25 protein-coding genes, 1 tRNA gene and 1 pseudogene are annotated in these 25,743 nt (G+C 56.1%); 17 read left to right on the top strand and 10 right to left on the bottom strand.

The genetic code is table 11. The features are described from left to right. The first annotated feature begins 203 nt into the window (after nt 1-203). From FFB58_RS14825 to mtr, 12 genes are all read left to right on the top strand, one after another. A tRNA-Met gene (locus tag FFB58_RS14825) sits at nt 204-280 on the top strand. Between the two features lie 207 nt (nt 281-487). Then, the gene (gene rimP, locus FFB58_RS14820) at nt 488-940 is read left to right on the top strand and encodes a ribosome maturation factor RimP (RefSeq protein WP_032614627.1); all 453 of its coding nucleotides are present in this window, start codon (nt 488-490) and stop codon (nt 938-940) included. A gap of 27 nt (nt 941-967) precedes the next feature. Then, complete coding sequence (gene nusA / locus FFB58_RS14815) at nt 968-2,470, top strand: transcription termination factor NusA (RefSeq protein ID WP_039031652.1); 1,503 nt, start codon at nt 968-970, stop codon at nt 2,468-2,470. A 24-nt stretch (nt 2,471-2,494) separates the two neighbouring features. Beyond that, on the top strand, nt 2,495-5,185 hold the full coding sequence (infB, locus tag FFB58_RS14810; protein ID WP_039031653.1) for a translation initiation factor IF-2: 2,691 nt from the start codon (nt 2,495-2,497) through the stop codon (nt 5,183-5,185). Between the two features lie 108 nt (nt 5,186-5,293). Next, the gene (gene rbfA / locus FFB58_RS14805; RefSeq protein WP_039031654.1) at nt 5,294-5,695 is read left to right on the top strand and encodes a 30S ribosome-binding factor RbfA; all 402 of its coding nucleotides are present in this window, start codon (nt 5,294-5,296) and stop codon (nt 5,693-5,695) included. Next, complete coding sequence (gene truB, locus FFB58_RS14800; RefSeq protein ID WP_138370304.1) at nt 5,695-6,639, top strand: tRNA pseudouridine(55) synthase TruB; 945 nt, start codon at nt 5,695-5,697, stop codon at nt 6,637-6,639. Before rbfA ends, truB begins: the two co-directional genes overlap by 1 nt. 152 nt (nt 6,640-6,791) lie before the next feature. Further along, nucleotides 6,792-7,061, top strand: coding sequence for a 30S ribosomal protein S15 (gene rpsO / locus FFB58_RS14795; protein WP_032614416.1), 270 nt, complete (start codon nt 6,792-6,794; stop codon nt 7,059-7,061). Between the two features lie 240 nt (nt 7,062-7,301). Beyond that, nucleotides 7,302-9,434, top strand: coding sequence for a polyribonucleotide nucleotidyltransferase (gene pnp / locus FFB58_RS14790; protein WP_138370303.1), 2,133 nt, complete (start codon nt 7,302-7,304; stop codon nt 9,432-9,434). Between the two features lie 110 nt (nt 9,435-9,544). Next, nucleotides 9,545-10,429: a lipoprotein NlpI gene (gene nlpI / locus FFB58_RS14785; RefSeq protein WP_039031657.1), complete on the top strand. Its 885-nt coding sequence runs from the start codon at nt 9,545-9,547 to the stop codon at nt 10,427-10,429. Nucleotides 10,430-10,539: 110 nt separating this feature from the next. Beyond that, entirely contained in the window at nt 10,540-10,620 is an 81-nt protein-coding gene (gene yrbN, locus FFB58_RS23160) for a protein YrbN (RefSeq protein ID WP_138370335.1), read from the top strand. Then, nucleotides 10,613-12,520: a DEAD/DEAH family ATP-dependent RNA helicase gene (locus FFB58_RS14775; protein ID WP_039031658.1), complete on the top strand. Its 1,908-nt coding sequence runs from the start codon at nt 10,613-10,615 to the stop codon at nt 12,518-12,520. The genes yrbN and FFB58_RS14775 overlap by 8 nt, the downstream gene beginning before the upstream one ends. A gap of 143 nt (nt 12,521-12,663) precedes the next feature. Then, on the top strand, nt 12,664-13,908 hold the full coding sequence (mtr, locus tag FFB58_RS14770) for a tryptophan permease (RefSeq protein ID WP_138370302.1): 1,245 nt from the start codon (nt 12,664-12,666) through the stop codon (nt 13,906-13,908). A gap of 85 nt (nt 13,909-13,993) precedes the next feature. On the opposite strand, the gene FFB58_RS14765 is transcribed toward mtr, so the two are convergent. The 3 genes from FFB58_RS14765 to FFB58_RS14755 form a co-directional block, all read right to left on the bottom strand. Next, nucleotides 13,994-15,001: a luciferase-like monooxygenase gene (locus FFB58_RS14765; RefSeq protein WP_138370301.1), complete on the bottom strand. Its 1,008-nt coding sequence runs from the start codon at nt 14,999-15,001 to the stop codon at nt 13,994-13,996. Nucleotides 15,002-15,079: 78 nt separating this feature from the next. Then, on the bottom strand, nt 15,080-15,958 hold the full coding sequence (locus tag FFB58_RS14760; RefSeq protein ID WP_039031661.1) for a U32 family peptidase: 879 nt from the start codon (nt 15,956-15,958) through the stop codon (nt 15,080-15,082). 8 nt (nt 15,959-15,966) lie between these two features. Beyond that, nucleotides 15,967-16,962: a peptidase U32 family protein gene (locus tag FFB58_RS14755; protein WP_039031662.1), complete on the bottom strand. Its 996-nt coding sequence runs from the start codon at nt 16,960-16,962 to the stop codon at nt 15,967-15,969. 221 nt (nt 16,963-17,183) lie between these two features. On the opposite strand from FFB58_RS14755, the gene FFB58_RS14750 reads away from it, so the two are divergent. After that, complete coding sequence (locus FFB58_RS14750; protein ID WP_138370300.1) at nt 17,184-17,708, top strand: SCP2 domain-containing protein; 525 nt, start codon at nt 17,184-17,186, stop codon at nt 17,706-17,708. After that, nucleotides 17,702-18,205: an N-acetyltransferase gene (locus FFB58_RS14745; RefSeq protein ID WP_039031664.1), complete on the top strand. Its 504-nt coding sequence runs from the start codon at nt 17,702-17,704 to the stop codon at nt 18,203-18,205. The genes FFB58_RS14750 and FFB58_RS14745 overlap by 7 nt, the downstream gene beginning before the upstream one ends. Here FFB58_RS14745 and FFB58_RS14740 read toward each other — a convergent pair. Beyond that, nucleotides 18,192-18,532: pseudogene (locus tag FFB58_RS14740) on the bottom strand (GIY-YIG nuclease family protein). The gene FFB58_RS14745 and the pseudogene FFB58_RS14740 overlap by 14 nt on opposite strands. Before the next feature lie 14 nt (nt 18,533-18,546). Between FFB58_RS14740 and FFB58_RS14735 the strand changes: the two are divergent. Then, nucleotides 18,547-18,981 (top strand): YhbP family protein, encoded by a 435-nt coding sequence (locus FFB58_RS14735; protein WP_138370299.1) that lies wholly within the window; start codon nt 18,547-18,549, stop codon nt 18,979-18,981. Here the strand turns inward: FFB58_RS14735 and FFB58_RS14730 are convergent. Beyond that, nucleotides 18,961-19,479: a type 1 glutamine amidotransferase domain-containing protein gene (locus tag FFB58_RS14730; RefSeq protein ID WP_039031667.1), complete on the bottom strand. Its 519-nt coding sequence runs from the start codon at nt 19,477-19,479 to the stop codon at nt 18,961-18,963. The genes FFB58_RS14735 and FFB58_RS14730 overlap by 21 nt on opposite strands. 126 nt (nt 19,480-19,605) lie before the next feature. On the opposite strand from FFB58_RS14730, the gene FFB58_RS14725 reads away from it, so the two are divergent. Further along, nucleotides 19,606-20,250: an NAD(P)H-binding protein gene (locus FFB58_RS14725; protein ID WP_039031668.1), complete on the top strand. Its 645-nt coding sequence runs from the start codon at nt 19,606-19,608 to the stop codon at nt 20,248-20,250. Between the two features lie 33 nt (nt 20,251-20,283). Here the strand turns inward: FFB58_RS14725 and dolP are convergent, their stop codons facing one another. Genes dolP through FFB58_RS14705 form a run of 4 tightly spaced genes read right to left on the bottom strand, consistent with a single transcriptional unit; the run spans nt 20,284 to nt 23,936 of the window. Then, on the bottom strand, nt 20,284-20,859 hold the full coding sequence (dolP, locus tag FFB58_RS14720; RefSeq protein WP_039031669.1) for a division/outer membrane stress-associated lipid-binding lipoprotein: 576 nt from the start codon (nt 20,857-20,859) through the stop codon (nt 20,284-20,286). Nucleotides 20,860-20,868: 9 nt separating this feature from the next. Next, nucleotides 20,869-21,459, bottom strand: coding sequence for a DnaA initiator-associating protein DiaA (diaA, locus tag FFB58_RS14715; RefSeq protein ID WP_032614385.1), 591 nt, complete (start codon nt 21,457-21,459; stop codon nt 20,869-20,871). 21 nt (nt 21,460-21,480) lie between these two features. Then, nucleotides 21,481-21,876: a YraN family protein gene (locus FFB58_RS14710; RefSeq protein ID WP_039031670.1), complete on the bottom strand. Its 396-nt coding sequence runs from the start codon at nt 21,874-21,876 to the stop codon at nt 21,481-21,483. Further along, nucleotides 21,834-23,936 (bottom strand): penicillin-binding protein activator, encoded by a 2,103-nt coding sequence (locus FFB58_RS14705; RefSeq protein ID WP_138370298.1) that lies wholly within the window; start codon nt 23,934-23,936, stop codon nt 21,834-21,836. The genes FFB58_RS14710 and FFB58_RS14705 overlap by 43 nt, the downstream gene beginning before the upstream one ends. A gap of 62 nt (nt 23,937-23,998) precedes the next feature. On the opposite strand from FFB58_RS14705, the gene rsmI reads away from it, so the two are divergent. Then, nucleotides 23,999-24,862, top strand: a complete 864-nt coding sequence (gene rsmI, locus FFB58_RS14700; RefSeq protein ID WP_039031672.1) for a 16S rRNA (cytidine(1402)-2'-O)-methyltransferase — start codon at nt 23,999-24,001, stop codon at nt 24,860-24,862. A gap of 94 nt (nt 24,863-24,956) precedes the next feature. Here the strand turns inward: rsmI and FFB58_RS14695 are convergent, their stop codons facing one another. Next, complete coding sequence (locus tag FFB58_RS14695) at nt 24,957-25,730, bottom strand: DeoR/GlpR family DNA-binding transcription regulator (protein WP_138370297.1); 774 nt, start codon at nt 25,728-25,730, stop codon at nt 24,957-24,959. Nucleotides 25,731-25,743: the final 13 nt, after the last annotated feature.

The following is a 25,743-nucleotide window of genomic DNA, read 5'->3' as shown; positions in this document are numbered from 1 at the left end:
TAATCATCTTTTGGCAAGTACCGAAAGAGATTCGTGTATTTTTTGTAAAAATTTCCCGTCTGAATCGCTGCGGTTCACAGGGTTGACAGGGGGCCTACGCTATCAATATACTGTATGCCGATTTTACGTCCCGTCCTCGGTACCAAATCCCAGCATTATTTGCATTTTTTACCCACAGCGAGTAGAATTTGCCACGTTTCAGGCGCGGGGTGGAGCAGCCTGGTAGCTCGTCGGGCTCATAACCCGAAGGTCGTCGGTTCAAATCCGGCCCCCGCAACCACTTTCCTATAAAGTCCTTTTTCAAATATACTGTGAAGACTTAGCGCCTTCGTAGCTGGATTTGAAAAAATTCTTTTTGAAAGTGCTCCAGGCCACAGTTGTGGCTATAGGGTTCAGTTATCTAAAGCCCCGATTTATCGGGGTTTTTTGTTATCTGACTACAGAATAACTGGGCTTTATGCCCTTTTTTTACGTCTTGGGGGTGGGCTTGTCCACATTAGACCAAAAATTAACAGAGATGATTAAAGCGCCAGTCGAAGCACTGGGCTACGAACTGGTCGGCATCGAATTCATTCGCAGCCGTACATCCACGCTGCGCATCTATATTGATAGTGAAGATGGCATCAATGTTGATGATTGTGCTGATGTTAGCCACCAGGTGAGTGCGGTTCTTGATGTTGAAGATCCTATTACCGTCGCCTATAACCTGGAAGTTTCCTCGCCTGGTCTGCATCGCCCGCTGTTCACTGCTGAACACTACACGCACTACATTGGTGAAGAAGCGGCTATCGTTCTGCGCATGGCTGTACAAAACCGCCGTAAATGGCAGGGCGTTATTAAGGCCGTTGATGGTGAGATGATCACAGTAACAGTCGAAGGCAAAGATGAAGTGTTCGCGCTGAGTAATATCCAGAAGGCGAACCTGGTTCCCCACTTTTAACAGTCTGGATGAGGTGAAAAGCCCGCGATGAACAAAGAAATTTTGGCTGTTGTTGAAGCCGTCTCCAACGAAAAATCACTGCCGCGCGAGAAGATTTTTGAAGCGCTGGAAAGTGCACTGGCTACGGCAACCAAGAAAAAATACGAACAAGAGATTGATGTTCGCGTAAGCATCGATCGTAAGAGCGGCGATTTCGATACTTTCCGTCGTTGGGTTATCGTTGAAGAAGTGACTCAGCCAACGAAAGAGATCACTCTGGAAGCGGCACGTTTCGAAGATGAGAGCCTGAACGTTGACGATTACGTTGAAGATCAGATCGAATCCGTCACCTTCGACCGTATCACCACCCAGACTGCTAAACAGGTTATCGTCCAGAAAGTACGTGAAGCTGAGCGCGCTATGGTCGTTGACCAGTTCCGCGATCAGGAAGGCGAAATCGTCACTGGTGTGGTGAAAAAAGTTAACCGCGACAACATCTCTCTGGAGATCAAATCTGAAGGGCTGGCCGGTAACGCTGAAGCCGTTATCCTGCGTGAAGACATGCTGCCGCGTGAAAACTTCCGTCCGGGCGACCGTATCCGCGGCGTTCTGTACGCTGTGCGTCCAGAAGCGCGTGGTGCTCAGCTGTTCGTGACCCGTTCTAAACCTGAAATGCTGATCGAACTGTTCCGCATTGAAGTGCCAGAAATTGGCGAAGAAGTGATCGAGATTAAAGCCGCTGCCCGCGATCCGGGTTCTCGTGCGAAAATTGCGGTGAAAACCAACGACAAGCGTATCGATCCGGTCGGTGCTTGCGTCGGTATGCGTGGCGCGCGTGTTCAGGCCGTTTCGACTGAACTCGGTGGCGAGCGTATTGATATCGTTCTGTGGGACGACAACCCGGCGCAGTTCGTGATTAACGCGATGGCTCCGGCTGACGTTGCCTCTATCGTTGTAGACGAAGACAAGCACACCATGGATATCGCCGTCGAAGCAGGTAACCTGGCACAGGCTATCGGCCGTAACGGTCAGAACGTCCGTCTGGCTTCGCAGCTGAGCGGCTGGGAACTCAACGTAATGACTGTTGACGACCTGCAGGCTAAGCACCAGGCTGAAGCCCATGCAGCTATTGATACCTTCACTAAATACCTGGACATTGACGAAGACTTCGCCACCGTTCTGGTTGAAGAAGGTTTCTCAACGCTGGAAGAACTGGCCTACGTGCCAATGAAAGAACTGCTGGAAATTGACGGTCTGGACGAAGCAACCGTTGAAGCCCTGCGTGACCGCGCTAAAAACGCACTGACCACCCTGGCACTGGCTCAGGAAGAAAGCCTTGGTGATAACAAGCCGGCTGATGACCTGCTGAATCTGGAAGGTCTTGATCGTGCGATCGCGTTCAAGCTGGCTGCCCGTGGTGTTTGTACGCTGGAAGATCTCGCTGAACAAGGCGTTGATGACCTGGCTGATATCGACGGTTTAACCGACGAGAAAGCCGGCGAGCTCATCATGGCCGCACGTAATATCTGCTGGTTCGGCGACGAAGCGTAATAAACTGTAGCAGGAAGGAACAGCATGACTGATGTAACTGTAAAAACGCTGGCTGCTGAGATTCAGACTTCCGTGGACCGCCTGGTACAGCAATTTGCTGATGCAGGGATCCCTAAGTCTGCTGATGACTCAGTGACCGCGCAAGAAAAACAAACCTTATTATCGCACCTGAACCGTGAGCACGGCTCAGCGCCTGATAAACTGACGTTACAGCGTAAAACGCGTAGTACGTTAAATGTTCCAGGTACCGGTGGAAAAAGCAAATCGGTACAAATCGAAGTCCGCAAGACGCGCACCTTTGTAAAACGTGATCCGCAAGAGGCTGAACGCCTTGCAGCGGAAGAGCAGGCACAGCGTGAAGCGGAAGAACAAGCTCAGCGTGAGGCGGAATTAGCCGCCAAACGTGAGGCAGAATTAAAAGCTGAACGTGAGGCCGCAGAAAAAGCGAAGCGCGATGCCAGTGATAAAGCGAAGCGTGACGCGGCGGAAAAAGACAAAGTGAGCAATCAACAGACTGACGAAATGACCAAAACAGCCCAGACGGAAAAAGCCCGTCGTGAAAATGAAGCTGCCGAACTGAAGCGTAAAGCGGAAGAAGAAGCACGCCGTAAGCTGGAAGAAGACGCACGTCGTGTTGCTGAAGAAGCGCGCCGTATGGCAGAAGAAAACGAGAAGAACGGCGTGAATACCGCTGAACCGTCTGAAGACAACAGCGATTACCACGTAACTACTTCTCAGCACGCGCGTCAGGCAGAAGACGAAAACGACCGTGAGGTTGAAGGTGGCCGTGGCCGTACCCGCACCGCATCCAAAACTGCGCGTCCTCAGAAGAAAGGCAACAAGCACGCTGAATCCAAAGCCGATCGCGAAGAAGCGCGTGCAGCGGGTCGCGGTGGTAAAGGTGGCAAGCGTAAAGGTTCCGCGCTGCAGCAGGGCTTCCAGAAGCCAGCTCAGGCCGTTAACCGTGACGTTATCATCGGCGAAACCATCACCGTTGGCGATCTGGCGAACAAGATGGCCGTTAAAGGCTCTCAGGTCATCAAAGCAATGATGAAGCTGGGCGCTATGGCGACCATCAACCAGGTCATCGACCAGGAAACCGCACAGCTGGTTGCCGAAGAGATGGGCCACAAAGTTATCCTGCGTCGTGAAAACGAGCTGGAAGAAGCGGTAATGAGCGACCGTGACACTGGCGCAGCAGCTGAGCCGCGTGCTCCAGTTGTGACCATCATGGGTCACGTTGACCACGGTAAAACCTCTCTGCTGGACTACATTCGTTCCACCAAAGTCGCCTCTGGCGAAGCAGGCGGCATTACCCAGCACATCGGTGCATACCATGTAGAAACCGATAACGGGATGATCACCTTCCTGGATACCCCGGGCCACGCCGCGTTTACCTCTATGCGTGCTCGTGGTGCTCAGGCAACGGATATCGTTGTTCTGGTGGTTGCGGCAGACGATGGCGTGATGCCACAGACCATCGAAGCTATCCAGCACGCGAAAGCGGCGCAGGTGCCTCTGGTTGTTGCTGTGAACAAAATCGATAAGCCAGAAGCGGACATGGATCGCGTTAAAAACGAACTGTCCCAGTACGGTGTTATGCCGGAAGAGTGGGGCGGTGAGTCTCAGTTCATCCCGGTTTCTGCAAAAGTCGGTACCGGTATCGATGACCTGCTGAACGCAATCCTGCTGCAGGCTGAAGTTCTGGAGCTGAAAGCGATTCGCAACGGTATGGCGAGCGGCGCGGTAATTGAATCCTTCCTGGATAAAGGCCGTGGCCCGGTGGCTACCGTTCTGGTCCGTGAAGGTACCCTGAACAAAGGCGACATCGTTCTGTGTGGCTTCGAATATGGCCGTGTTCGTGCAATGCGTGACGAACTGGGTCGTGAAGTGCTGGAAGCGGGTCCATCCATTCCTGTGGAAATCCTCGGTCTGTCCGGTGTTCCGGCTGCCGGTGATGAAGTGACCGTTGTTCGTGACGAGAAGAAAGCGCGTGAAGTTGCGCTGTACCGTCAGGGCAAATTCCGTGAAGTTAAACTGGCTCGTCAGCAGAAATCTAAACTCGAGAACATGTTCGCCAACATGACCGAAGGCGAAGTTCACGAAGTGAACGTCGTTCTGAAGGCAGACGTTCAGGGTTCTGTGGAAGCGATCTCCGACTCTTTACTGAAACTGTCTACCGACGAAGTGAAAGTGAAGATCATCGGTTCCGGCGTAGGTGGTATCACCGAAACCGACGCAACCCTGGCAGCAGCGTCCAACGCAATTCTGGTTGGCTTCAACGTTCGTGCCGATGCTTCTGCGCGTCGCGTGATCGAAGCGGAAAGCCTGGATCTGCGTTACTACTCCGTCATCTATCACCTGATCGACGAAGTGAAAGCAGCGATGAGCGGTATGCTGTCTCCGGAACTGAAACAGCAGATCATCGGTCTGGCTGAAGTTCGTGACGTGTTCAAATCACCGAAATTCGGTGCGATCGCGGGCTGTATGGTTACCGAAGGTAACATCAAGCGTCACAACCCAATCCGCGTATTGCGTGACAACGTGGTTATCTACGAAGGCGAGCTGGAATCCCTGCGCCGCTTCAAAGATGACGTTAACGAAGTCCGTAACGGTATGGAATGTGGTATCGGCGTGAAGAACTACAACGACGTTCGCGTTGGCGATATGATCGAAGTGTTCGAGATCATCGAAATTCAGCGTACCATCGCGTAATCTTTGTGGGCTTTTGGGCCGCAACTGCGTAGGCCGGGTAAGCGAAGCGCCACCCGGCAATAATTTTAAAAAGGGGCTTTAGCCCCTTTTTTGTCTGGAGAATTTATTATGGCGAAAGAATTTGGTCGCCCTCAGCGCGTAGCGCAGGAAATGCAAAAAGAGATCGCAATCATCCTGCAGCGCGAAATTAAAGACCCACGTCTGGGCATGATGACCACCGTATCCGGTGTCGAAGTCTCCCGCGATCTTGCCTATGCCAAAGTGTTTGTCACCTTCCTGAACGATCAGGATGAAGCGGCGGTTAAGCTGGGTATCAAAGCACTGCAGGATGCATCCGGTTTTATCCGTTCCCTGTTGGGCAAAGCTATGCGTCTGCGTATCGTGCCGGAACTGACCTTCTTCTACGACAACTCACTGGTTGAAGGGATGCGCATGTCCAACCTGGTCACCAGCGTGGTGAAGCAGGATGATGAGCGTCGTGTGAACCCGGACGATAAAAAGGAGGACTGATGAGTCGTCCTCGTCGTCGCGGTCGCGACGTGCACGGCGTGCTGCTGCTGGATAAACCTCAGGGGGCTTCCAGCAACGACGTGCTGCAAAAAGTAAAACGTCTCTACAATGCTAACCGTGCTGGACATACCGGTGCGCTGGATCCGCTGGCGACCGGTATGCTGCCGATTTGCCTGGGTGAAGCGACGAAGTTTTCCCAGTATCTGCTGGATTCGGACAAACGCTACCGCGTGATTGCAAAGCTGGGCCAGCGTACGGACACCTCCGATGCGGATGGTCAGGTTGTTGAAGAGCGTCCGGTGACGTTCAGCGCTGAGCAGCTTGAGGCTGCGCTGGAGAGCTTCCGTGGCGATACCCAGCAGGTGCCGTCAATGTATTCGGCGCTGAAGTACCAGGGCAAAAAGCTCTATGAGTATGCGCGTCAGGGGATTGAAGTACCTCGCGAGGCCCGTCCGATTACGGTGTATGAGCTGCTGTTCATCCGTCACGAAGGTGATGAGCTGGAGCTGGAAGTGCACTGCTCAAAAGGCACCTACATCCGCACCATCATCGACGATCTGGGTGAAAAGTTGGGCTGTGGCGCACACGTCATTTATCTGCGTCGTCTGGCGGTCAGCAAATACCCGGCTGAGCGGATGGTGACGCTGGAGCAGCTGCAGGCGCTGGTAGATCAGGCGCAGGCGCAGGACGCTGAAGTCGCGGATTTGCTGGACCCTTTACTGATGCCGATGGACAGTCCTGCTTCGGACTATCCGGTGGTGAATCTGCCGTTAACCTCCTCCGTTTACTTTAAAAATGGCAACCCGGTGCGTACGGCGAGTGTGCCTGCGCAGGGGCTGGTACGCGTAACGGAAGGGGATGAGAACACCTTTATCGGTATGGGTGAAATCGACGACGAAGGTCGCGTCGCACCACGTCGTCTGGTGGTTGAATATCCGGCATAAGCTGACGCCTCACCTTGCGATAAGCAGGGGAGGCGGGTAGAATATTGCGGCTTAACGTCTGGAAAATTGTTTAACAATTGACATGCGTTATACATGGGAAAGCTGAATTAGAGATCGGCTTCCTTTCATTCTTTATATTTTGGAGTTTTAAAATGTCTCTAAGCGTTGAAGCTAAAGCTAAAATCGTTTCTGAGTTTGGTCGTGATGCTAACGACAGCGGTTCTACCGAAGTTCAGGTTGCACTGCTGACTGCACAGATTAACCACCTGCAGGGTCACTTTGCAGAGCACAAAAAAGATCACCACAGCCGTCGTGGTCTGCTGCGTATGGTTTCTCAGCGTCGTAAACTGCTCGACTACCTGAAACGTAAAGATGTTGCACGCTACACCGCGCTGATCGAGCGTCTGGGTCTGCGTCGCTAAGTCTTGCGAGTTTCAGAAAAGGGGGCCTTATGGCCCCTTTTTTCAACCAGACCGCAGCAATTCACTGGAAACTAATGTATTGTTGCTATAAATGATCTTCATTGCAGAGGTTCGCGCGGCTAATGAGAGGCTTCACCCATGAGGGTGTCGGTTGTCATTAGTCGCGAGGATGCGAAGAAGGTCCGGTAAAAGTCAGCACGCCTCTGGTGTGCTGTCATTCATTTAAGAAAGGACAGAATCTTGCTGAATCCGATTGTTCGTAAATTCCAGTACGGTCAACATACCGTTACGCTGGAAACCGGCATGATGGCGCGTCAGGCTACTGCTGCCGTTATGGTAAGCATGGATGACACCGCGGTATTCGTAACCGTAGTTGGCCAGAAAAAAGCAAAACCAGGTCAGGACTTCTTCCCACTGACCGTAAACTACCAGGAGCGTACCTACGCTGCCGGTAAAATCCCGGGTGGTTTCTTCCGTCGTGAAGGCCGTCCAAGCGAAGGCGAAACCCTGATTGCGCGTCTGATTGACCGCCCGGTTCGTCCGCTGTTCCCGGAAGGCTTCGTGAACGAAGTCCAGGTTATCGCCACCGTTGTTTCCGTTAACCCACAGGTTAACCCGGACATCGTTGCGATGATCGGCGCATCTGCAGCCCTGTCCCTGTCTGGTATTCCATTCAACGGTCCTATCGGTGCTGCGCGCGTTGGTTACATCAACGACCAGTACGTTCTGAACCCAACTCAGGACGAGCTGAAAGAGAGCAAGCTGGACCTGGTAGTTGCCGGTACAGAAGCTGCGGTACTGATGGTTGAATCCGAAGCAGAACTGCTGAGCGAAGACCAGATGCTGGGCGCTGTGGTATTTGGCCACGACCAGCAGCAGATCGTTATCCAGAACATCAACGACCTGGTGAAAGAAGCCGGTAAACCACGTTGGGACTGGCAGCCAGAAGCAGTAAACGACGCGCTGAATGCACGCGTTGCAGCCCTGGCAGAAGCACGTCTGAGCGATGCTTACCGCATCACCGACAAGCAGGAACGTTATGCTCAGGTTGACGTCATCAAATCTGAAACCATCGCTACGCTGGTTGCAGAAGATGAATCCCTGGACGCTAACGAGCTGAGCGAAATTCTGCACGCTATTGAGAAAAACGTTGTTCGTAGCCGCGTTCTGGCAGGCGAGCCGCGTATTGATGGTCGTGAAAAAGACATGATCCGTGGTCTGGATGTGCGTACTGGCGTTCTGCCACGTACTCACGGTTCCGCACTGTTCACCCGTGGTGAAACGCAGGCGCTGGTTACCGCGACCCTGGGTACTGCCCGTGACGCACAGAACATCGATGAACTGATGGGCGAGCGCACTGACAGCTTCCTGTTCCACTACAACTTCCCTCCGTACTCCGTAGGTGAAACCGGTATGGTTGGCTCGCCGAAGCGTCGTGAAATTGGTCACGGTCGTCTGGCGAAGCGCGGCGTACTGGCTGTAATGCCAGATGATGATAAATTCCCGTACACCGTTCGCGTGGTTTCAGAAATCACCGAATCTAACGGTTCTTCTTCCATGGCTTCCGTGTGTGGTGCTTCTCTGGCACTGATGGACGCGGGTGTTCCTGTGAAAGCAGCCGTTGCGGGTATCGCGATGGGTCTGGTGAAAGAAGGCGACAACTACGTTGTTCTGTCTGACATCCTGGGCGACGAAGATCACCTGGGTGATATGGACTTCAAAGTTGCGGGTTCCCGCGAAGGTATCTCTGCCCTGCAGATGGATATCAAAATTGAAGGCATCACCAAAGAGATCATGCATGCTGCGCTGAACCAGGCGAAAGGTGCACGTCTGCACATCCTGAGCGTAATGGAACAGGCGATTAATGCGCCGCGTGGCGACATTTCTCAGTTCGCACCACGTATCCACACCATCAAGATCAGCCCGGACAAGATCAAAGACGTTATCGGTAAAGGCGGTTCTGTTATCCGTGCTCTGACCGAAGAGACCGGCACCACCATCGAAATCGAAGATGACGGTACTGTGAAGATCGCAGCGACCGACGGCGAGAAAGCGAAATTCGCTATTCGTCGTATCGAAGAGATCACTGCAGAGATCGAAGTGGGCCGTATCTACAGCGGTAAAGTGACCCGTATCGTTGACTTTGGCGCATTCGTTGCCATCGGTGGCGGTAAAGAAGGTCTGGTTCACATCTCTCAGATCGCTGACAAGCGCGTTGAGAAAGTGACCGATTACCTGCAGATGGGTCAGGAAGTTCCGGTTAAAGTTCTGGAAGTTGACCGCCAGGGCCGTATCCGTCTGAGCATTAAAGAAGCGACCGAGCAATCCTCTGCCGCTGCGCCGGAAGCTCCGGCAGCAGAACAGGGCGAGTAAGGTTGCCTTTTGCCCTCCGCGCAAGCGGGGGGCTTGTTATCAGGCAGGACGCCTTGTTGAGCCGCCGGGGGACAGGACGTTCATCCAATAGTTGTCTTCGGGAGTGGGAAATGAAGCCTTTTCTGCGCTGGTGTTTCGTTGCGACAGCTTTGACGCTGGCAGGATGCAGCAACTCTGCCTGGCGTAAAAGTGAAGTCCTCGCAGTGCCACTGCAACCGACTTTGCAGCAGGAAGTGATTCTGGCACGCATGGAACAAATTCTTGCCAGTCGGGCTTTAACCGATGACGAACGCGCACAGCTTTTATATGAGCGCGGAGTGTTGTATGATAGTCTCGGTCTGAGGGCACTGGCGCGAAATGATTTTTCACAAGCGTTGGCGATCCGACCGGATATGCCTGAAGTATTCAATTACTTAGGCATTTATTTAACGCAGGCAGGCAATTTTGATGCTGCCTATGAAGCGTTTGATTCTGTACTTGAGCTTGATCCAACTTACAACTACGCGCACTTGAATCGCGGGATCGCCCTGTATTACGGCGGTCGTGACAAGTTAGCGCAAGATGATCTGCTGGCGTTTTATCAAGACGATCCTAACGATCCTTTCCGTAGCCTGTGGCTTTTCATTGTTGAGCAGAAGCTCGACGAAAAGCAGGCTAAAGACGCGTTAAAGCAACGCTTCGAAAAATCGGACAAGGAACAGTGGGGATGGAATATTGTCGAGTTCTACCTGGGCAACATCAGCGAAGCAACGCTGATGGAAAGGCTCAAGGCAGACGCAACGGATAACACCTCGCTCGCTGAGCATCTCAGTGAAACCAACTTCTATTTAGGTAAGTACTACCTAAGTCTGGGGGATATGGACAGCGCCACGGCACTGTTCAAATTAGCGGTCGCTAATAACGTACACAACTACGTTGAGCACCGTTATGCATTGTTGGAATTATCGCTCTTGGGCCAGGAGCATGACGACCTGGCAGAATCGGACCAGCAATAGCTGACGACATAAACATCAGCCCGTAATCATTTTTTTGATTGCCATCATCTTAACGGGTGAGGGCGTTGTTGTTCGTCAATACACCTACTTTGAGCCGGTTCACACTTTTAATGAAAATTACCGAAAATTTTCACGACGAGTTATGTAGACTGGCCGCCATTGACATTGAGGCACTCGTACTACATGGCTGAATTCGAAACCACTTTTGCAGATCTGGGCCTGAAGGCTCCTATCCTTGAAGCCCTTAACGATCTGGGTTACGAAAAACCATCTCCGATCCAGGCAGAATGTATCCCACATCTGCTCTCTGGTCGTGACGTGCTGGGCATGGCCCAGACTGGTAGCGGTAAAACTGCAGCATTCTCGCTGCCGCTGCTTAACAACATCGATCCGGACCTGCGCGCACCGCAGATCCTTGTACTGGCTCCGACCCGTGAACTGGCTGTTCAGGTTGCGGAAGCTATGACTGAATTCTCTAAACATATGCGTGGCGTAAACGTGGTTGCCCTGTACGGCGGCCAGCGTTACGACGTGCAGTTACGCGCCCTGCGTCAGGGCCCACAGATCGTCGTCGGTACGCCGGGTCGTCTGCTGGATCACCTGAAGCGCGGTACGCTGGATCTCTCTAAACTGAGCGGTCTGGTTCTGGATGAAGCTGACGAAATGCTCCGCATGGGCTTCATCGAAGACGTAGAAACGATTATGGCGCAGATCCCGGAAGGTCATCAGACCGCTCTGTTCTCTGCAACCATGCCGGAAGCGATCCGTCGCATTACCCGCCGCTTCATGAAAGAGCCGCAGGAAGTGCGCATCCAGTCCAGCGTGACTACTCGCCCGGATATCAGCCAGAGCTACTGGTCTGTATACGGCATGCGTAAAAACGAAGCGCTGGTGCGTTTCCTGGAAGCAGAAGATTTTGATGCGGCGATCATCTTCGTTCGTACCAAAAATGCGACCCTGGAAGTGGCTGAAGCCCTGGAACGTAGTGGCTACAACAGCGCCGCGCTGAACGGCGACATGAACCAGGCCCTGCGTGAGCAGACTCTGGAGCGTCTGAAAGACGGTCGTCTGGATATCCTGATTGCAACCGACGTGGCAGCACGTGGTCTGGACGTAGAACGTATCAGCCTGGTTGTTAACTACGACATCCCAATGGACTCCGAGTCTTACGTTCACCGTATCGGCCGTACCGGTCGTGCAGGTCGTGCGGGCCGTGCGCTGCTGTTCGTTGAGAACCGCGAGCGTCGTCTGCTGCGTAACATCGAACGCACCATGAAACTGACCATTCCAGAAGCTGACCTGCCAAACGCAGATCTGCTGGGCAAACGCCGTCTGGAAAAATTCGCCGCTAAAGTACAGCAGCAGCTGGAAAGCAGCGATCTGGATCAGTACCGTGCGCTGCTGGCGCAGATTCAGCCGACCGCCGAAGGCGAAGAGCTGGATGTCGAAACGCTGGCCGCTGCACTGCTGAAGATGGCGCAGGGCGAACGTTCTCTGATCGTACCGCCAGATGCACCGATGCGTCCTAAGCGTGAATTCCGTGACCGTGACGATCGTTTCGAACGTCGTGGCGACCGTAACGATCGTGGCCCACGTGGCGACCGTCCAGAGCGTGGTGGTGAAGACCGTCCACGTCGCGAACGTCGTGATGCTGGCGAAATGGAACTGTACCGCATTGAAGTGGGCCGTGATGATGGTGTTGAAGTTCGTCATATCGTTGGCGCGATCGCTAACGAAGGCGACATCAGCAGCCGTTACATCGGTAACATCAAGCTGTTCGGTACTCACTCTACCATCGAGCTGCCAAAAGGCATGCCGGGCGAGGTTCTGCAGCACTTTACCCGTACCCGCATCCTGAACAAGCCGATGAACATGCAGCTGCTGGGTGATGCTCAGCCGCGTCCGGACCGTGGTCCGCGTCGTGATGGCGATCGTCCTGCTGGCCGTGGTTTCGGCGGTGAGCGTCGTGAAGGCGGTCGTGGTCCTCGTCGTGAAGGCGCTGCACCGGGTGCAGGTCGTTTCAGCGGTGAGCGTCGCGAAAGCCGTGGCCCACGCCGCGAAGATGGCCCAAGCCGTCGCCGTGACGCGTAAGCCTTACGCTTCAGTCGTAAAGTAAAATATACAGCCCCGATATTCTTATCGGGGCTTTTTTTTATTCCCTTTGTACTATTGTACTGGTACAGTGCAGCACATTAAAATGCAGGTCCCAAATTATTGACTGGAGAAAAGGCTGTATGGCGACACTAACCACCACCCAAACGTCACCCTCACTGCTCGGCGGTGTGGTGATTATCGGCGGCACCATCATAGGCGCGGGGATGTTCTCTCTGCCGGTGGTCATGTCCGGGGCGTGGTTCTTCTGGTCGCTGGCAGCGCTGGTCTTCACCTGGTTCTGCATGCTGCACTCCGGCCTGATGATCCTTGAGGCTAACCTCAACTACCGCATTGGTTCGAGCTTCGACACCATCACCCGCGACCTGCTGGGCAAACGCTGGAATGTCGTCAACGGCATCTCCATTGCCTTCGTGCTTTATATCCTGACCTACGCCTATATCTCGGCGAGCGGTTCGATTCTGCATCACACCTTCTCAGAGATGTCGCTGGATGTGCCGGCGCGCGTGGCGGGGTTGTGCTTTGCCCTTGGCGTGGCGTTTATCGTCTGGATGAGCACCAAAGCGGTGAGCCGGATGACGGCCATTGTGCTGGGCGCGAAGGTCATCACCTTTTTCCTGACCTTTGGCAGCCTGCTGGGACACGTTACGCCAGCGACCCTGTTTAACGTGGCACAGAGCAACACCTCATACTCCCCGTATCTGCTGATGACCCTGCCGTTCTGTCTGGCCTCGTTTGGCTACCACGGCAACGTCCCAAGCCTGATGAAGTATTACGGCAAAGATCCGCGCACCATCACCCGCTGCCTGGTCTATGGCACGCTGCTGGCGCTGGGGCTGTATGTGATTTGGCTACTGGGGACAATGGGCAACATCCCACGTCCGGAATTCATCGGCATTGCGCAGAAGGGCGGTAACATTGATGTGCTGGTGCAGGCGCTGAGCGGGGTGCTGAACAGCCGTAGCCTGGATCTGCTGCTGGTGATCTTCTCCAACTTCGCCGTGGCGAGCTCATTCCTCGGCGTGACCCTGGGCCTGTTTGACTATCTGGCCGACCTGTGTGGTTTTGATGATTCAGCCCTGGGCCGTCTGAAAACCGCGCTGCTGACCTTCCTGCCGCCGGTGATCGGTGGCCTGCTGTGGCCAAACGGTTTCCTGTATGCCATTGGCTATGCCGGGCTGGCGGCGACCGTCTGGGCGGCGATTGTCCCGGCGCTGCTGGCACGCAAATCACGTAAGCGCTTCGGTAGCCCAAAATTCCGCGTCTGGGGCGGTAAGCCGATGATTGCGCTGATTCTGGTGTTCGGCATTGGCAACGCAGTGGTCCACGTGCTGTCGAGCTTTAATCTGTTGCCTGTTTACCAGTAAACACATTGCCCGGTGGCGCTTCGCTTACCGGGCCTACATGGAGCGCGTAGGCCGGATAAGGCGAAGCCGCCATCCGGCAAAAAGGCTACCCCACCAACTCTTCTTTCACCTGCATTGCCAGATCGAACGAATGCAGGCGCGCCTGATGATCGAAAATCTGCCCGTTCGCCATGATCTCATCGGCCTGCGTCTCGCGCAGCACCGCTTCAAGCCCGTGACGCACCTTCGCTTTGTCCCCCACCAGCGACATGCTTAACGCCTGCTGGACGCCATACTGCTCTGAGGCCGACCACAGCTGATGGATATTCTCCACCGGTGGTGGTAGCTGCCCCGTCTCGCCGCGACGCAGCTTCATAAAGGCCTGCTGCATGGAGGTAAACAGGAATTCCGCATCGCGATTGCTGTCGGCCGCAATGATGTTGATGCACACCATCGCGTACGGTTTTTCCAGACGCGCCGAGGGCTTAAAGTTGGTGCGATAAAGATGCAGCGCCTGATGCAGCATGTCCGGCGCAAAGTGTGAGGCGAAAGCAAACGGCAGGCCCAGCTGTGCGGCCAGCTGCGCGCTGTAGAGGCTGGAGCCTAAAAGCCAGACCGGGATCTGCTCGCCGTAGCCCGGCACCGGACGCACCTGAGGGTTCGGGTCGTGGGCGTCAAACCAGTCCACCAGCTCTGCCACGTCGCGCGGGAAGTTATCGATATCCCCGCTCATATGGCGACGCAACGCGCGCATGGTCGGCTGATCGCTGCCCGGCGCACGGCCCAGACCCAAATCGATGCGGCCCGGGTAAAGGGTGTTGAGGGTGCCAAACTGCTCGGCAATCACCAGCGGGGAGTGGTTAGGCAACATCACGCCGCCAGAGCCTAAATGCAGCGTGGTGGTATTCGCCGCCAGATAGCCGAGCAGCACCGAGGTGGCCGCACTGGCGATACCGACCATATTGTGATGCTCCGCCAGCCAGTAGCGATGGTAGCCGCGCTGTTCAGCCAGGCGGGCGAGATCAAGAGAGTGTGAAAAGGCTTCCCGTGCCGAGGAGCCTTCAGGGATCGGCGCCAGGTCCAGCACCGAAAACGGAATGGATTTATCAGTCATAACAGCTCACTTTGTCGACGGTGAATCTTTAATAGTGCATTAAAATTTCACAGTCATTGTTAACAAAGTGAGCTTTTTTTAGTCCTGCAGCTCCAGCCCGGCCAGACGTCGCCAGTAGCCGTTACATTCGTTGTTCGCAGTCAGCGGCAGCGGGGCAGTACCATTTTCATTGGCGCGGAAGGCGTCAATCATCGCAAAGGTGTCAGTGCCCAGCGGCGACAGACGCACCATATCTACCAGCCCTTTCATCGAAGCCAGCTCGTTGCCGAGGTTGTAAACGTAGCCGCTCATGGTCTGAATACCGTTCAGGACAAACACCTGCTGGTTCTCCTGGGACAGCATGCTGCGCCCGTTCGGGTATTTGATGCAGCAGGTTTCGCACTCGTCTTTCGGCAGATCCTCTGAACGCGCGGTAAAGCAGCGGGCGGAGTAGGCCAGCGGCAGATGCCCGTAGCTGAGCACCTCCACCTCGAACTGATTGCGGATCCCCAGCTCGTCACACTGCGCCAGAATGTTCACCAGCCAGTCGCGGGAAAGCTCCACCGGCATGCACCAGCGCGTCATGCCCTGTTTGAGCAGCAGGCGCAGGGTCACGGCGTTGTAGCAGTTCAGCGCATGCCCGGCGACAAATGGCAGCTTGCGCTCGGCGCACAGGTTCACTACGCCCAAATCGCTCGCTTCCAGCAGAAATTCGCCGTTGTCCACGTAGCGCTTCAGCTCGTTCAGTTCCGATGAGGCCTGCACCAGCGCCAGCGTTGACAGCACCACCTGCTTGCCGCTGTCGGCCAGGGTTTTCGCCATCTCCAGCCAGTCGCCCACTTTGGTGGCACGACGCTTACTGCACACCGCCTCGCCGAGGTAAATCACATCGGCCTGGCTGGTTGCCGCCTGCTGATAGAAGTCTTCCAGCGTCTCTTTTGACCAGTAGTAGAGCACCGGTCCTAATGAATATTTCATGCTTTATCTCACTGCCATTTACGGTGATACGCACCCAGCGTGGTTTGCGTGCCTTCGGACATCGCGCCGAGGGTCTCCATCCACGCCGTTTGCGGGGCATAGTTCTGCGGGTTTGCCATGCAACGGTCGATCGCCTGACGCCACACTTTTGCCACCTGGCTGACGTACGCCGGGCTGCGCTGGCGGCCTTCGATTTTCACCGATGCGATGTTGGCGGCCAGCAGCTCCGGCAGCAACTCGAGGGTGTTGAGGCTGGTGGGCTCCTCCAGGGCATGATAGCGCTCGCCATCCACCAGATAGCGGCCTTTGCACAGGGTTGGATAGCCGGCGTTTTCACCGTCCTGATAGCGGTCGATCAGCACCTCGTTCAGACGCGATTCCAGCCCCTGCGGCGTCTGCTGCCAGCGCACGTAGCGCGCAGGGGAGCAGGCACCCACCGTATTGGGGGATTCGCCGGTGAGATAAGAGGAGAGGTAGCAGCGCCCTTCAGCCATAATGCACAGGCTGCCAAAGGCAAAAACCTCCAGCGGAACTGGCGTGACCCGCGCGAGTTGCTTAACCTGATGAATAGAGAGCACGCGCGGCAGCACCACGCGCGACACGTCGAAATGACGATGGTAAAAACGAATGGCCTCTTCGTTGGTGGCTGAGGCCTGCACGGAGACATGGCGCTCAATGTGCGGATAGCGTTCCGCGGCGTACTCCAGCATGGCGAGATCCGCCAGAATCAGCGCGTCGGCACCCAGCTGGGCCGCCATATCCACCGCGCGCTGCCAGCGTTGATAGCCGTCGGGGTGGGCAAAGGTATTAATAGCGATATGCAGCTTGCGGCGGTGTTGGTGTACGAAGCTCACCGCTTCCTGCAGCTTTTTCTCGGTAAAATTGAGACCAGCGAAGTGACGGGCATTGGTATCGTCCTTCAGCCCGATATAGACCGCATCGGCGCCGTTTTCGATGGCCGCCTTAAGCGCCGGTAAGTTCCCGGCAGGGCAGAGCAGCTCCATAATTTATCCTGACGTTCGCAGCCCCACGGGGATGCAAAATTGTTATCGAACAGGGATTTTAGTTAACCATCCGGCGACAATTTTTGATTTAAGGCAGCTAATGGCGTATTGATGGCACCAATAATGGGTTACATCGAAAGTCGGTTTGTTGATTTACGCCGCTATACCGACGACTGGATATGGCAAAATATCAGGACTATAGATATCAGGGAGTATTGCTCGTGCTGGATAAACTGCGTTCACGTCTCGTACAATTTGGCCCGTCGCTGCTGAGCGTGCCGGTTAAGCTGGCCCCCTTTGCGCTGAAGCGCCAGGTGCTGGAGCAGATGCTAAGCTGGCAATTCCGCCAGGCGCTGGCGGATGGCGAGCTGGAATTTCTGGAAGGGCGCTGGTTAAGTATCGAGGTGCGGGACATTGGTCTGCGCTGGTACACCTCCGTTGAAAATGAGCAGCTGGTGGTGCGCGAATCCGCTGAGGCGGACGTCAGCTTCAGCGCTGACGCCAGCGACCTGCTGATGATCGCGGCACGCAAGCAGGATCCTGACACGCTCTTCTTCCAGCGTCGTCTGGTGATTGAAGGCGATACCGAGTTAGGTCTGTATGTCAAAAACCTGATGGATGCGATTGAACTGGAACAGATGCCGAAGACGCTGCGTGTAGCGCTGATGCAACTAGCCGATTTTGTCGAGGCGGGTCTGAAAACGCCGCCGGAAAGTAAACACACTTCTGTAGGTGAGCCATGTTGATTCGAGTAGAAATTGGGATCGATGCCCCGGGTATTGATGCCTTATTACGCCGGTCGTTCGAAAGTGAGGCTGAAGCGCAACTGGTTCGCGATCTTCGTGAAGACGGCCTGATTACGCTGGGCCTGGTCGCCACCGATGATGAAGGGCAGGTTATCGGCTATGTCGCCTTCAGCCCGGTCATCGTGCAGGGTGAAGATCTGCAGTGGGTTGGCATGGCACCGCTGGCGGTGGATGAAAACTATCGTGGACAAGGTCTGGCGCGCCAGCTGGTTTACGAAGGACTGGATTCACTCAATGAGTTCGGCTATGCCGCCGTGGTAACGCTGGGCGATCCGGAATTCTACAGCCGTCTGGGCTTCGAGAAAGCGGCGCACTACGATTTGCGCTGCCGCTGGCCGGGCACCGAGTCGGCGTTCCAGCTCCACCGTCTTGCCGACGACGCGCTTAACGGCGTCAGCGGCCTGGTGGATTACCACGACCACTTTAATCGCTTTTAATCAGCGACGTTTGCAGGCTCTCACGTAGCGCCTCAAACGACCCGTCTCCGCTGACGAGGCGCTCTTTCTGGCGCTTCGTCAGCTGTTTTATGCGGTACTCCAGCCGGAGCGCCAGCGAGCGATCCCCGACGATCGCGGAAAACGCCAGCGTCAGCTCCCCTTTGCCACGTAACGCCTTCGCCCCTTTTCCCGTTTGATGTTGCAGGAAGCGGCGCGGCACATCGGTTGTGATGCCCGTATAGAGCGCATTATCAGCGGTTCGAACCAGATAGAGAAACCAGCACACGGTGACAGATTCAGTATGTTAAGGTGAACGCACCTTAGCATGAGAGAGAAGCGAAATGGAAACTCTGGCCGCCATCAATCGCTGGCTGGCGAAGCAGCACGTGGTCACCTGGTGTGTGCATCATGACGATGAGCTGTGGTGCGCCAACGCCTTTTACTATTACGATCCGCAGCGCGTCGCGTTTTACGTGTTAAGCGAAGATAAAACCCGTCACGCGCAGATGACAGGCCAGCAGGCGAAGGTCGCAGGCACGGTCAACGGCCAGCCCAAAACCGTGGCGTTGATCCGCGGTCTGCAGTTCAAAGGAGAGATCCGTCGTCTGGAAGGGGAGGAAAGCGACGCGACGCGTAAACACTACATTCGCCGCTTTCCGGTTGCCGCCGCGATGTCAGCCCCGGTCTGGGAAATCCGTCTGGATGAACTGAAGTTCACTGACAACACGCTGGGCTTTGGTAAAAAACTTCACTGGCTACGCGCCGAGCAGGCGTAATGCCTCGCGGTTAAAGGCGGGCAGATCGTCCGGCGTCCGGCTGGTAACCAGCTGATCCTTATCGACCACCACTTCCTGATCGAAGAATTCGGCCCCGGCGTTTTTCAGATCGATAACGATCGGTTTCACGGCGGTGAGCTTACGCCCGCGCACAACCTCAGCGCTGATCAGCAGCTGTGGGCCGTGGCAGATGGCAAACACCGGTTTCCCGCTGGAGACAAAATCGCGGGTAAAGGTAACGAAACGATCGTCGCCGCGCAGGGAGTCCGGGGAGTGGCCACCCGGCAGCAGCAGGGCGTCAAAGTCCGACGGACTCACCTCATCGATGGTTTTATCGATGGTGACGCTGGCTTCGCCCTTATGGCCTTTTACCGTTTTGCCCGCTTCTTTCTCGATTGTAATCACCTCGTGTCCCGCTTTACGAAACGCCTCGGCGGGCGAGGTAAATTCTGAATCTTCAAACTCGTCGGTGATCAAGACCGCAATTTTCTTGCTCATGCTTCCTCCGTTGTTTTGGCTTCAGACAGCTTTTTCTCAGCTTGTGGTAAATACTTAACGTTCAGACCACTAAGTGTGGTAGAGCAGCGTGAAATCGCATACGGACTAATCTGCAAAGGAGGAGTAATGAGTCAGGTTTTAATTACCGGCGCGACCGGCCTGGTGGGCGGACACCTGCTGCGTATGCTCATCCAGGAGCGGAAAATTAACTATATCGCCGCCCCGACGCGTCGTCCGCTTGGGGATATCGAAGGGGTGTTTAATCCTCACGATCCACAGCTGACCGATGCCCTGGCGCAGGTCCAGGATCCGGTCGATACCGTCTTTTGCTGTCTGGGCACCACCCGGCGTGAGGCGGGCAGCAAAGAGGCCTTTATTCATGCCGATTACACCCTGGTGGTGGACACGGCGCTGACCGGGAAACGGCTCGGGGCGAAGCATCTGCTGGTGGTGAGCGCCATGGGTGCCAACGCGCACTCGCCGTTCTTCTACAACAAGGTAAAAGGCAAAATGGAAGAGGCGCTGATCGCCCAGAAGTGGGAGCGGCTGACCATCGTGCGCCCGTCAATGCTGCTTGGCGAGCGGGAAAAGCATCGCTTCAGCGAGTCGCTGTTTGCGCCGCTGTTTAGCTTTTTGCCTGGTAACTGGAAGTCTGTCGAAGCGCGGGATGTGGCGGAGGTGATGCTGCAGGAGGCGCTCAGCGCGTCACCGGCTGGGGTTAACATTATTCCCTCAGCGAAGATCAGGGAGAGGGCAAAGGGAGAGGGATAACAGCCCCCTGCCGATGGCAGGGGGCGGGGGAGCTTACTTGATGTAGGTAAAGGCGGTGGTGACGTGTTTCACGCCGCTCACCCGGCTGGCGATATCCGCCGCCGCTTTGCCTTCGCGATCGGTCACCAGGCCGAGCAGGAACACTTCGCCGTTCTCGGTAGTCACCTTCACGTTAGAGGATTTCACCTGATCGCTGCCCAGCAGCTGGGAGCGCACTTTGGTGGTGATCCAGGTGTCGTTTGAGGCCTCGCCCAGGCCAATCGGCTGGCCCTGACGCACTTCGTTAAACACTTCGGTCGCGCCGTCTACGCCCATTGCGATCTGCTTCGCGCGGGAGGCAAGTTCGGTATTCGGTGCCTGTCCGGCCAGCAGAACTTTGCCCTGATAAGCCGTGACGTTAATGCGCGCTTCTTTCTTAATCTGTTGGTCTTTGGACAATGCGCTGTTCACGCGCAGTTCCAGGGTGCTGTCATCCACCTGTGTGCCCACGGTACGCGGGTCAGTCGCGGCCTTGGTGCTCACAGCGGCGGTACCCACTACCGCTGCAGCGACACATCCCTGAAGCAGCAGCGCAGAAATAAGGACTGCGAGGGGCGAAAGTGCCTTCATGTATACTCCTTAATCATCCTGGTGAGGGAAAAGCGTGTTATCGATCAGATCGCATAAACAGTTCACCGTCAGCATGTGCATCTCCTGAATGCGCGCGCTGCGGTGGGAAGGAATACGGATCTCAACATCATGCGGACCCAACAGCCCCGCCAGTTCGCCGCCATCGTAGCCGGTCAGCGCCACGATGGTCATATCGCGGGTCACCGCCGCTTCAACGGCTTTGACGATGTCGCGGCTGTTGCCGCGCGTGGAGATCGCCAGCAATACATCACCGGCATGCCCTAACGCGCGCACCTGTTTGGCGTAGATCTCATCATGAAGACGATCGTTGGCAATCGCCGTTAAGACCACGTTATCGGTGTTGAGTGCAATGGCAGGTAAACTTGGACGCTCTGTCTCAAAACGATTGATCATACTGGCAGCAAAATGCTGTGCGTTGGCGGCTGAGGTGCCGTTGCCACAACAGAGGATTTTGTTGCCGTTAAGCAGGGACTGAACCAGGGTCATCGCCGCGCGGGAGATGGCGTCCGGCAGCGCTTCTGCTGCTGCAATCTGAGTCTGAATGCTTTCCGTGAAGCAAACCTTAATTCTTTCGAGCACGGTATCCCTTAACGATCTGATTTACGCGTCTGCGCCGAAGGCGTTTTTGAACCATTCGATGGCGTTTCCGGTGAAGGCTACCACATCGAACCGGCAATCCACAGTGTCAAAGCTGCCATTATGCCGGGCAAGCCACAACTGGGCGGTGTGTAATAATTTATGTTGCTTGGCCCGGGTCACGCTGGCGGCGGCACCGCCGTAACGGGATGACTGGCGGTAACGCACCTCAATGAAGACGATAGCCGGGCCATCCTGCATGATAAGGTCAATTTCGCCGCCGCGTCCGCGGACGTTGGCGGCGATAAAGCGCAGTCCTTTGCTCTCAAGCCAGCGACGCGCCTGTAATTCACGCGCGTCGCCGGTCTGTTTGCGGGTTAACTGGCCGGAACGATCTGCCCCTGCTGGTATTTGAGCCATGATAACTTCCTGTTAATCACGCAGTCCTGGGTGGCGGTGAGATCGCCGGTGTTGCCGTTAAGGGTAAAGCCCGGCACCTGGCGCATCTGGGTGAAATGGTTCGCCAGCGCCCAGGCATCCACGCCCATGGCATACAGGCGCGCCAGGGAGTAGTCGTTACGCACGCTGCTGAGCGCCTGCTGCATCAGCTCAGGATTCGCCCCGGCGAGCATCGGGATTTCGCTGTACTGCAGCCCTTCCATTTCGAGACGGAAGTCCGGACCGGCGGTGCCCTGCGCGCTGCGGGAGCTGGCATACAGCGACACGCCCGCCTGGCTGCCGTTACGCATGGCGATCATCGGTTTGATAAAGGCGATCTCTTCCGGGGTGGCGACGATGTAGGCCGCATCCACGTTTCCGCCGCCGCTAATCTGCGCATCCGTTGGCGGTGCCGGAATGGTCAGGCCGCCGATGGTCACGCCCTGCTGCTGTGGCAGGCTGGCCGTAACCGGGCTGCCGCTGAGGGCAATACCCGCTCCGCCGTTAACGCCCGCGCGAAGTTCTGAGGTTGAGCCAAATTTCTGCTGCAGAACGATGCCGCCGCCCAGCTGTTGCCACTCCTGGGCAAAGGCGGTAGCAACGCGATCGCCCAGTTGGCTACGCGGGGTCAGCAGCAGGGGAGCCTGCTTACCCTGCTCATGGATATGGCGCGCCGCATCGCGAGCTTCGTCTTCCGGTGACAGGGCGAAGTAGCAGACGTTCGGGCGATTCTGCACCTGCTCCGGCTGGTTCAGCGCCAGCACGTTCAGCGGGGTGTTACTTCTCACCAGCTCTTCTACGTTATTTTTCAGCAGCGGGCCGACCACGATGCTGGCCCCATCCTGCTGCACCTGATTCAGCACCTGATCGAGCGGCTGGGTGCTGGTGTCATACACTTTTATCTCGGCAGACGGATTAGCCGTGGCCTGTGGCTGGGCGACGGGCTGAGTTGTGTCTGTCGTCGCCGGAGTCTGTACCGGCTCCTGCACGCTGCTTTCCGGCGCGGCGACAGGCTGCGGAGTGGCAGGTGCCTGAACCGGGTTCTGCATTGTGCCTTCCGGCGCGGCGACAGGCTGGGCGGTGGTCAGATCGGTGGTTTCAGCGGCGGACGGGCTCACCACATCGCCGGCGTTAGCCGCCTGGGCGACCTGGGCGGGAACCGCGCTGCCCGCGACGGCGGCGGTACCGTTTCTCGCGGCTTCAAAACCTTGCTGGATAGTGCGGCCAAAGACGGCGGCCTGGCCACCTAACGGCAGCAGCAGGGCGATTTTGCTGGTGGAGGCAGGCTTGAAGTTCTGCACGTTAACCAGCTGCGTGGGCAGCATGGTGGCACCCGGATTGTTCGGGTAGCGGGTCTGCCAGTCTTTGATCCCGGCTTTCAGCATGTTCGGATCGTTGCGGTTATCGAACCAGACGCGCTGCAGATCCAGCCAGCCCTGGAGGACATTTTCGTCAGCGTTGATCACCAGCGCATTGGCCTGATCCGGATTCATGGCAGAGAGCGTCTGCCAGGTGGCGTCGATATTTTTCTGTTTTTCCGCAGCGGAGAGCAGCGGCTCCTGGGCAATCAGCGCCCGCAGCAGCGTCAGGGAAGGGCGCCCCTGTTCCGCGGCGATACCGGCCTGCCAGAAACGCGCCTGCTGGTTTTTATCCAGCGTACCGATGTCGATACTGCCGAGGATCTTTTTCGCGCCGGCAGCGTCGTTCTGGGCAATTTTCAGCTCGGCGGCCAGCAGCGACTGCTCGCGGCGCTGGGTATCGTTCAAATCCTGCGGCAGCTGGTTAAAGAGATCGGCGGCGTGCTGGGTTTTACCTTCTTTAAGCAGTGCACGAATGGCGAGTAATTGCCAGTTGATCCGGGTATCATTCGAGCTCTGCTCCATCTGGTGCAGATAGAAGCCGGAGTCAGCCTGCGCTGTACCCTCCATATGGGCAGCACTTTGATCGGGCGCCTGTGTGCCACAGCCTGCAAAGAACAGGGCTGCCAGCACCAGCGGAAGGCTGCGCGCGACTTTATTATGAAGAAACGTTAAGGGTACCATACTGTATCCAGTGATATTTTTTACGCAATGCTCAATATTAAATCGGCAATACGGATGAAACAATGAAACAACACGAAACGGCAGATAATTCTCAGGGTCAGCTTTATATTGTACCTACTCCTATCGGGAATTTATCTGATATTACCCAACGTGCCCTCACCGTCTTGCAGAGCGTTGATCTTATTGCGGCTGAAGATACCCGCCATACTGGCCTGCTGCTGCAACATTTCGCCATCAACGCCCGAATGTTTGCTCTGCACGATCATAACGAGCAGCAAAAAGCGGCCATGCTGGTGGCGAAGCTGAAAGAGGGGCAGAGCATCGCCCTGGTGTCCGATGCCGGAACGCCGCTGATTAACGACCCGGGTTATCACCTGGTGCGCACCTGCCGCGAGGCGGGCATCCGTGTGGTGCCGTTGCCGGGGCCGTGCGCCGCCATTGCCGCCCTGAGCGCGGCGGGCCTGCCGTCGGATCGCTTCTGCTACGAAGGCTTCCTGCCCGCTAAATCCAAGGGCCGTCGCGACGTGCTCAAGGCGCTGGAAGCCGAGCCGCGCACGCTGATCTTCTACGAATCCACCCACCGTCTGCTGGAGAGCCTGGAAGACATGGTCGCCGTCTGGGGCGAAGCGCGTTACGTGGTCCTGGCCCGCGAGCTGACCAAAACCTGGGAGACTATTCACGGCCTGCCGGTGGGCGAGCTGCTGGCATGGGTAAAAGAGGACGAAAACCGCCGCAAGGGCGAGATGGTGCTGATTGTCGAAGGGCACAAAGCCGAGGAGGACGCCCTGCCTGCCGATGCCCTGCGCACCCTCGCGCTGCTGCAGGCCGAACTGCCGCTGAAGAAAGCGGCGGCGCTGGCGGCGGAGATCCACGGCGTGAAAAAGAATGCGCTGTATAAGTACGCCCTGGAGCAGCAGGGGGAGTAAGTGGCTTTGCCGGGTGGCGCTGCGCTTACCCGGCCTACAGAATAATCGTAGGCCCGATAAGCGAAGCGCCATCGGGCATTTTCACCGCGCGCAGTTAAACCACAATGAGCTCAACTGACGTTTGTTTCAGGTTCTTCAGCTCTTTCTCACCGATCCCTTCGTCGGTAATCACGCAGTCAATCTTCTCCATCGGCAGCACCTGGTTAAACCCGCGACGGTTGAATTTGCTCGCGTCCAGCACCGCAACTACCTTATGCGCGGCTGCCGCCATTACGCTGCTGATCGAATAGCCTTCGTTGAAGGTGGTGATACCGTTGGTGGTGTCGATCCCGTCGGCGCCGACAAACATCAGGTCGGCGCTGATGCCTGCCAGCGAGCGTTCGGCGATGGTGCCATGCATGGAGTGAGTCTTGTGGCGCACCGTGCCGCCGCACACCACCAGGGTGATGTCTTTATTGTCGGAGAGCGCAAAGGCGGCGGGCAGGCTGTTGGTGATCACCGTAATATTGGCCTTCTTCGCCAGCGCTTCAGCGATCAGCATGGTGGTGCTGCCGCTGTCTAAAATCACCGTCATCCCCTCTTCAATCATTGCCACGGCGGCAAGGGCGATGCGTTTTTTCGGGTCGCTGGCGAGGCTGTAGCGATCTTCCAGCAGCACCTCCTGGCTTTCGTTCTCGGCCAGATTGCTGCCCGGCCTGGCGGCCCCCCCGTGAAAGCGGGTCACCAGACCTTTCTCTTCCAGCAGACGCAGATCGGCGCGGATGGTCACCTCGGAGATGCCAAAAGAATTCGAAAGGTCGAGCACCAATACGCTGCCGTTGGTATTCACCAGATCGACGATTTTGTTCCTTCGCTCAAATGAGTTCATTTTGTTTTGCCTG

The organism is Enterobacter sp. MF024 (assembly GCF_005843915.1).
Taxonomy (GTDB): Bacteria; Pseudomonadota; Gammaproteobacteria; order Enterobacterales; family Enterobacteriaceae; genus Enterobacter; species Enterobacter barmai.
Note: the sequence above shows the minus strand (reverse complement) of the source record. Positions and strands in the feature narration are given on the sequence as shown.

Coding starts and splice junctions, on each gene's coding strand:
- nusA (WP_039031652.1), top strand. CDS start 968: ATGAACAAAGAAATTTTGGCTGTTGTTGAAGCCGTCTCCAACGAAAAA.
- infB (WP_039031653.1), top strand. CDS start 2,495: ATGACTGATGTAACTGTAAAAACGCTGGCTGCTGAGATTCAGACTTCC.
- rbfA (WP_039031654.1), top strand. CDS start 5,294: ATGGCGAAAGAATTTGGTCGCCCTCAGCGCGTAGCGCAGGAAATGCAA.
- truB (WP_138370304.1), top strand. CDS start 5,695: ATGAGTCGTCCTCGTCGTCGCGGTCGCGACGTGCACGGCGTGCTGCTG.
- rpsO (WP_032614416.1), top strand. CDS start 6,792: ATGTCTCTAAGCGTTGAAGCTAAAGCTAAAATCGTTTCTGAGTTTGGT.
- nlpI (WP_039031657.1), top strand. CDS start 9,545: ATGAAGCCTTTTCTGCGCTGGTGTTTCGTTGCGACAGCTTTGACGCTG.
- yrbN (WP_138370335.1), top strand. CDS start 10,540: ATGAAAATTACCGAAAATTTTCACGACGAGTTATGTAGACTGGCCGCC.
- FFB58_RS14775 (WP_039031658.1), top strand. CDS start 10,613: ATGGCTGAATTCGAAACCACTTTTGCAGATCTGGGCCTGAAGGCTCCT.
- mtr (WP_138370302.1), top strand. CDS start 12,664: ATGGCGACACTAACCACCACCCAAACGTCACCCTCACTGCTCGGCGGT.
- FFB58_RS14765 (WP_138370301.1), bottom strand. CDS start 15,001: ATGACTGATAAATCCATTCCGTTTTCGGTGCTGGACCTGGCGCCGATC.
- FFB58_RS14760 (WP_039031661.1), bottom strand. CDS start 15,958: ATGAAATATTCATTAGGACCGGTGCTCTACTACTGGTCAAAAGAGACG.
- FFB58_RS14755 (WP_039031662.1), bottom strand. CDS start 16,962: ATGGAGCTGCTCTGCCCTGCCGGGAACTTACCGGCGCTTAAGGCGGCC.
- FFB58_RS14745 (WP_039031664.1), top strand. CDS start 17,702: ATGTTGATTCGAGTAGAAATTGGGATCGATGCCCCGGGTATTGATGCC.
- FFB58_RS14735 (WP_138370299.1), top strand. CDS start 18,547: ATGGAAACTCTGGCCGCCATCAATCGCTGGCTGGCGAAGCAGCACGTG.
- FFB58_RS14730 (WP_039031667.1), bottom strand. CDS start 19,479: ATGAGCAAGAAAATTGCGGTCTTGATCACCGACGAGTTTGAAGATTCA.
- FFB58_RS14725 (WP_039031668.1), top strand. CDS start 19,606: ATGAGTCAGGTTTTAATTACCGGCGCGACCGGCCTGGTGGGCGGACAC.
- dolP (WP_039031669.1), bottom strand. CDS start 20,859: ATGAAGGCACTTTCGCCCCTCGCAGTCCTTATTTCTGCGCTGCTGCTT.
- FFB58_RS14710 (WP_039031670.1), bottom strand. CDS start 21,876: ATGGCTCAAATACCAGCAGGGGCAGATCGTTCCGGCCAGTTAACCCGC.
- FFB58_RS14705 (WP_138370298.1), bottom strand. CDS start 23,936: ATGGTACCCTTAACGTTTCTTCATAATAAAGTCGCGCGCAGCCTTCCG.
- rsmI (WP_039031672.1), top strand. CDS start 23,999: ATGAAACAACACGAAACGGCAGATAATTCTCAGGGTCAGCTTTATATT.
- FFB58_RS14695 (WP_138370297.1), bottom strand. CDS start 25,730: ATGAACTCATTTGAGCGAAGGAACAAAATCGTCGATCTGGTGAATACC.